Source organism: Bacteroides sp., assembly GCF_052357945.1.
In the GTDB taxonomy this organism is placed as follows: domain Bacteria; phylum Bacteroidota; class Bacteroidia; order Bacteroidales; family Bacteroidaceae; genus Bacteroides.
This window is the reverse complement of record NZ_DAWCXD010000030.1, coordinates 38,330-44,329: the sequence shown is the minus strand read 5'-3', so window position 1 is coordinate 44,329 and position 6,000 is coordinate 38,330. Positions and strand designations below refer to the sequence as shown.

6 protein-coding genes are annotated in these 6,000 nt (G+C 35.1%); all 6 read right to left on the bottom strand.

All coding sequences use genetic code 11. The features are described 5' to 3' along the window. Positions 1-566, bottom strand: a 566-nt coding sequence (locus ACT8YW_RS08530; RefSeq protein ID WP_444104623.1) for a DUF2357 domain-containing protein, incomplete at its 3' end; no start/stop codon positions are given. A 12-nt stretch (positions 567-578) separates the two neighbouring features. Continuing rightward, a complete protein-coding gene (locus ACT8YW_RS08525) occupies positions 579-2,306 on the bottom strand; it encodes an McrB family protein (protein ID WP_228683638.1) in 1,728 nt (575 codons plus the stop codon). Next, positions 2,287-3,483 (bottom strand): DNA cytosine methyltransferase, encoded by a 1,197-nt coding sequence (locus ACT8YW_RS08520; RefSeq protein WP_118935645.1) that lies wholly within the window; start codon positions 3,481-3,483, stop codon positions 2,287-2,289. The genes ACT8YW_RS08525 and ACT8YW_RS08520 overlap by 20 nt, the downstream gene beginning before the upstream one ends. After that, a complete protein-coding gene (locus ACT8YW_RS08515; RefSeq protein WP_118935644.1) occupies positions 3,476-4,636 on the bottom strand; it encodes a DNA cytosine methyltransferase in 1,161 nt (386 codons plus the stop codon). Before ACT8YW_RS08515 ends, ACT8YW_RS08520 begins: the two co-directional genes overlap by 8 nt. A 2-nt stretch (positions 4,637-4,638) precedes the next feature. Then, a complete protein-coding gene (locus ACT8YW_RS08510; protein WP_182416881.1) occupies positions 4,639-4,797 on the bottom strand; it encodes a hypothetical protein in 159 nt (52 codons plus the stop codon). A 14-nt stretch (positions 4,798-4,811) separates the two neighbouring features. Next, the gene (locus ACT8YW_RS08505; RefSeq protein WP_118935643.1) at positions 4,812-5,033 is read right to left on the bottom strand and encodes a helix-turn-helix transcriptional regulator; all 222 of its coding nucleotides are present in this window, start codon (positions 5,031-5,033) and stop codon (positions 4,812-4,814) included. Between the last annotated feature and the right edge of the window lie 967 nt (positions 5,034-6,000).

Below are 6,000 nucleotides of genomic sequence, written 5' to 3'. Positions count from 1 at the left end.
GGTGAATCTCCGTTCTGTTGTGGGGAAAAGCCATGGTAAGTACTCTTCATATAATCGAGCGAAAGCATACGATATTCACGTTCAATATCTTCAAGAATACTGCGCCAATGTTCATGGTAATTGAGTTTCGTACTCAATACCTCAAATGAAAATATGAAGTGCTTGATTTTTTCCTTTGTCTTGTAAACAAGACGTATCTCACTACGTCCTATTTCATTCTTATAATTTAGGAAACCAGCCAATATATGTTTACGATACGTAAAACGTTCGTTATCTCCCTGTAACAAAGATCCGAACTTTGCATCTTTTACGTAATCCTTAAACTCAACCCATATAGGATAGTCGGCATTATCAAAAAAAACAGCATGAGTTTTCTGTTCTTTTTCTATAAAAATGTCCTCGCCTTCTGTATGGCGAACGACTGACAATACGCCATCAGACCAGGAATAACTGGAGAGCAGCCCTTGCTCACCTATATTATTCCTAGCTTTATTCCAAATAGCATCGAACTTATTACATTCAATACTCATGGTAAAATCAGTATGCGTAATTGTAAGTAACTCCATAACTTTAGAATATTAACTCCAAAAACTGGTATATCCGGAAGAAAGCCTATTTCTCATCTCTTTTATTTTTGAAAGAGAAATGGAAACTTCAAGAGGTCTTTCGCTGGAAATATTACTCAAGTTCTCTTCAATAATATCAGATAGATTAGTCAAAAAGCCATCACTCACCTTACTATCATCTCCTTCAATACGTGAGAGAATCTTCATGCTCGTAATTTCATCCAGTGCACGGGCTATCACATAGTCTTGAGGCAGCTCGTTGTTCTCAGCATCCTTATTATAAGGCAGATTGTTCACCACATACAGCAAAAACTCATTACGGGTACGGTAAGCTATTTTGAATGGAGTTCCTTCAAGCACATCATTAATAGCTTTTAGATAATTCAATGTCTTATCACACACCTTTTGATTCAAAGTATAAACATCTACACCTTCAACAGCAGTTCCTACTAAATCATTATTTGATAATTTGCCAATAGATTCATAACGTTGCTTCAATCCACCGTACAAATCAACATCATTCATTTCGATAGTCATTGCTCTGTCAAGCACTTTCCGGGAGAATGAGAAAGTCGTCTCGTCCATGTTTACCGTACCCACTACAATCAAGTTGGCCGGTAACGATAAACGTTTTCCGTTTTTCTCTGTAAGATATTCCTGACGTTCACTTTCATTTCCAATGAACAATTGGTCTATCAAATTTTTATAAGCTTCTGTATTTTCATAGTCAATGATAGGGTCAGTGACTACTTCTCCTTTCTCATTAATCTTGCGTGACTCAATAACACTTAGGTATTCAGCAAAATACTGTTCCACAGGGGCCAGGTTCATCTCATCCAAACATAAGAAATGAGGCACATCAGGATTCAATAATGCCTTCACCATAAACTTCAAGAATGGACCTACAACATATCTTTCTCCATTAATTCGGCTCACATAACCGATCAATTCACTGCTGTCATGCCAATTCGGTTTCACCTGTACCATCTCAAAGTTACTAGGTTTTTGCGCTTTGTATTCTTCAGAACTCGAATCCCAACAAGCCCGGGCCAATTCACGTACAATTCGACTCTTTCCAGTGCCAGAGATACCGGCAAGGAGGAGAAAAGGCTTTGACTTGATTGCAGTAATATATGGGCGGTAGATTGAAGCTGCAATTTCAATATTTACTTTATCAGAAGAATCAAAATTCTTAAAGAATGCTTCTTTATCTTGTCTATTTGGCATATTATTCATAACTTCTTTATATTGAGGTTTTAAGGTTGCAATCCCTTCTTTATCTACATTTATAACTTTAGAATAATTATTTAGAGCGTTGGATATGATATCCATGTTTCCCATATGGTCTTTAAATATGGCTGTCATGGCAAGATTTAAATCAGCTGTACCATTGTTTGCCTCTAAAAAATTAACCAGTTCTTTTACTAAGAACACAGGCGTTTCTAACTCTTTTAAACTTTTGGTAAAGGGGTTAGGCGCATAATAACAATGAATCCAATGCTCTAAATACTTGTGAGCTTCATCTTCTGATATATTATTCTCAAATCTAGGTATATAAATACCTTTATCTTCGTAATATAACCCCAATTGACAAGCCAGTTGGTAAGCTGTTCGAAAGAACTCAGGTTCCATTTTCGACCTAAAATCTTCCGAACTCATCATTTTATGGGGTAATATCTTTACAAACTCACAAACTGTTTTTGGGGTGGCATTACGCCATCTACATATTACATCTGCCATAATCCTCACCGTATTTAGTTATATCCATTTGTTTTAATAAAGCCATTAAAACATCTACTATTATACTATTACCAGACTGTTTATATGTTTCAGTATCAGAACATACTATTTTAAAAGAATCGTCGAATCCCATTAATCTTAAACATTCTCTTGGCGTAAGTTTTCTGAATCTACCATATTGATTGTCAACTTCATCAATATTAGCTCTAACAACATTTCCACATTCTCCATCTAATTGTATAGCATATCTTTCTATGTTGGATATATTGAAATAGTTCTCTTCAAAATCACTTACACAATAAAGATTCTCATCGGAATCTGGGGTAAGTGAATCCTCTTTCAATTTAGGATGAAATACAAAATCGCCATGCCAATTAAATTGTTGGTTTCGCTTTTGACAAAGCATGATATTGCCATTTACTTGGGTATAACTTTTTTGACGATTTATAGTACGTGTAATGAAATTTACACCTTTTCTTTTAAGAAAATACTTTTTGTCAAATGAACTTTGAAGATAATCATATAATGTCTTGGTAAGAGGGATTGGAGCCGGGTATTTAAAGTCAGTTTCCTTTTTAAAGCCTATACAATAAATACGATCACGACTATGTGGAACACCATAATCCTTACCGTTCAATATTTGATAATACACATCATAGTCACAGTCATTTTCAAACGTCTCCTTAATAGTCTCCCATGTACGGCCCTTATCATGACTCAACATGCCTTTTACATTCTCAAAAATAAAAACTTTAGGCTGACATTCAATGACAATTCTTGCAAACTCTCTAAAAAGGGTTCCACGTGTATCTGAGAATCCACCGTGTTTTCCACGTAAAGAAAAAGCCTGGCATGGTGCTCCCCCAACAAATAAATCAACTTTACCTTTAAAAGGTCTAGCATCAAAATTATGTACATCTGTATGCCATTGTTCTTCTCTTATGGAATAATTTGCGAAATAAGCTTTTTTGCAGTTTTCGTCAATATCACCGGCAAACTGTATTTCACAATTTAGTCCAAGACGGTGGAATGCATGTTCTATTGCGCCAATCCCACTGAAGGATGTTGCAAGCCTAATAGTCCTCGCAGGATACGAGAACTGTCGATTTTGCCAACTTATCGGACTTGAATCAATATTGGCCTTTGTATTTTGAATTTCAGCGTATTTATTATTCATTTACTCCATATTTAGTTATATCCATTTGCTTCAATAAAGCTATGAGGACATCAACAACAATACTATTACCAGCTTCCATATACATAGAAGTATCACTAACTACGATTTTAAAATCATCTTTAAATCCCATCAGTCTTAAACATTCTCTAGGTGTAAGCTTTCTGAGTCCATCAATTCCTTTTTCTTTATTATAAGTAACATAATTATCAACACCTGCACGGTGCATTTTATGCATTGACTGCAATAAAGGACGGGCAATGTCTAAATCTGTTTTGATAGGGGTTTTAAATGTTTTAGTACCCGGACATAATACATATTTAGCCACCTTTTCTGACAAATAATATTTGTCTGCAATTTGATCAACCTTGAAGATAAAATCATTAAATTCTTCTTTTACTTTCCCTTCAGAAAGTAATTTACTACGCTCCTTATTACCAGCTAAAAACTTAACATTTTTATCTTTATTAAAGAAATCACATTCAGAATAATCTTCAAGAAAATCATACATCCTATATGGTAAAGGTATTGGAGCGGGATACTTAAATTTTGTTTCTTTCTTAAAACCGACACAATATAATCTTTCACGTGTTTGAGGTATACCGTAATCACGAGCATTTAAAAGTTGATAATGTACATCATAACCACAATAATCACAAAATGTATTATAGATAACTTGCCAAGTACGACCATTGTCATGTTTAAATAAGCCTTGAACATTCTCAAAGATAAAAACTTTAGGCTGACATTCTTTTACTATTCGAGCAAATTCTCGAAACAATGTACCACGAGTATCTTCAAAACCACGCTGTTCACCTACAATAGAAAACGCTTGACATGGAGCGCCTCCAACAAATATATCAACCTTACCTTTATATGGACTAGCATCAAAATCTCTTATATCTGTATGCCATTGTTCTTCTTCTATCTCATAATTGGCAAAATATGATTTTTTACAATTTTTGTCAATATCTCCTGCAAATATAATTTTAGATTTGAGTCCCAATCTTTTAAACGCATATTCAATAGCACCTATTCCACTGAAAGAAGTTGCAAGTCTTATAGTCCTTTCTGGATGAGAAAAAATTCTTTCAACCCATGAAATGCCTTTTGTATCTATATTTGAAGAAGTATTCTGTATATCTATATTTGCCATATTTACTTTGAAAACAGTTTTTTAAAATTTTCTTTTACAATTTCCATAGGATTAACTCCATCAACAATATCGAATAGATTAAAGTTGATGGTTAACCAATCAATAACATCCTGTATTTTATTTGTCTGCCCATTTAGAATATTTCTCTTATTATCTTCCATTATTAGAACTAATTCTATTGATTATTGCTATTTTCTTCAATGGGCCAAAATAACTCTTGTATGTCAACATTTAGATGTTTTGCTATTTCCACTAAAGTCTCAACATTTGGCTGCAAGGTATTAGTGCACCATTTAGAAATAGTGGCAGGATCCTTGCCCAATTGTTCTGCTAACCATTTGTTGGTACGTTTCTTTTCAGCTAAAACAACTTTTAGTCGATTTATATCTTTACTCATAATATCGCATATTTTAGTACAAAGTTAATAGTTTACTCTTAAAAATGAATAGTAAGGATTGAAATATCATGTTTTATTATGATTTATTTTTCTACAACATGATATATATGTCATTTTATAGAACTATTTATCATTATAAGTTTACAGTTTCTGACTATCTCTAAAAATAGTTGTCATATTTGAATATGATCAACTAATCTGTTTTACAAACTAAATGCTGGTCCACTTACCGGCTGACTTGCTTCGTATCTACAATACCAGGCAAGTTTCAGCCGACAGGTTCATACAATCATGCAGATAAATCAGGACAGTTGCCAAAGACAGAGCCTTTAAGGTTACGCTGCTCTTCACTTCAAAGGCTCTGACATTGACAACTGGTTATCGATAATATGTCTGAAAAACGAAAACAAGCAGACCGTTCCGATGATGCAGGCTAAAACTTGCACTGACGGAACGTCCTATATCATTGAATATTCGTCATAAAATACAGGCAAGCTGTTCCGACTGTTCGTATTTCATGCGATGCCGGAACAACTTGCCTTATACTACGGAAACTTACCGGCTGACTTGCTTCGTATCTACAGTACCAGGCAAGTTTCAGCCGACAGGTTCATACAATCATGCAGATAAATCAGGGCAGTTGCCAAAGACAGAGCCTTTAAGGTTGCGCTACTCTTCACTTCAAAGGCTCTGACATTGGCAACCGGTTAACGATGGCTCGTCTGAAAACGGATACTGTGTTCTTCGGAAATCTCAGAATATTGAATATCAGGAAAACATTGGAGCATCATAGCCGGAACCGTTTTTTATGTGCAAATGTACTGCGGACTGGAGAAACGCCAAGTGACGCTTGCGCTTTCAGTCGGAGGACTTGACGGCAGCCTTCCGCAAATTTTCTCATGCCTCAAAAATTTGGGTATTCCGTCTGCATTCTCTGACTTCACACTTGTCTTTTTCTCCCTTTGGT

Bases quoted from the DNA above. Each gene is read 5' to 3' on its own strand.
- ACT8YW_RS08525 (WP_228683638.1), bottom strand. From the start codon at position 2,306: ATGGCAGATGTAATATGTAGATGGCGTAATGCCACCCCAAAAACAGTT.
- ACT8YW_RS08520 (WP_118935645.1), bottom strand. From the start codon at position 3,483: ATGAATAATAAATACGCTGAAATTCAAAATACAAAGGCCAATATTGAT.
- ACT8YW_RS08515 (WP_118935644.1), bottom strand. From the start codon at position 4,636: ATGGCAAATATAGATATACAGAATACTTCTTCAAATATAGATACAAAA.
- ACT8YW_RS08510 (WP_182416881.1), bottom strand. From the start codon at position 4,797: ATGGAAGATAATAAGAGAAATATTCTAAATGGGCAGACAAATAAAATA.
- ACT8YW_RS08505 (WP_118935643.1), bottom strand. From the start codon at position 5,033: ATGAGTAAAGATATAAATCGACTAAAAGTTGTTTTAGCTGAAAAGAAA.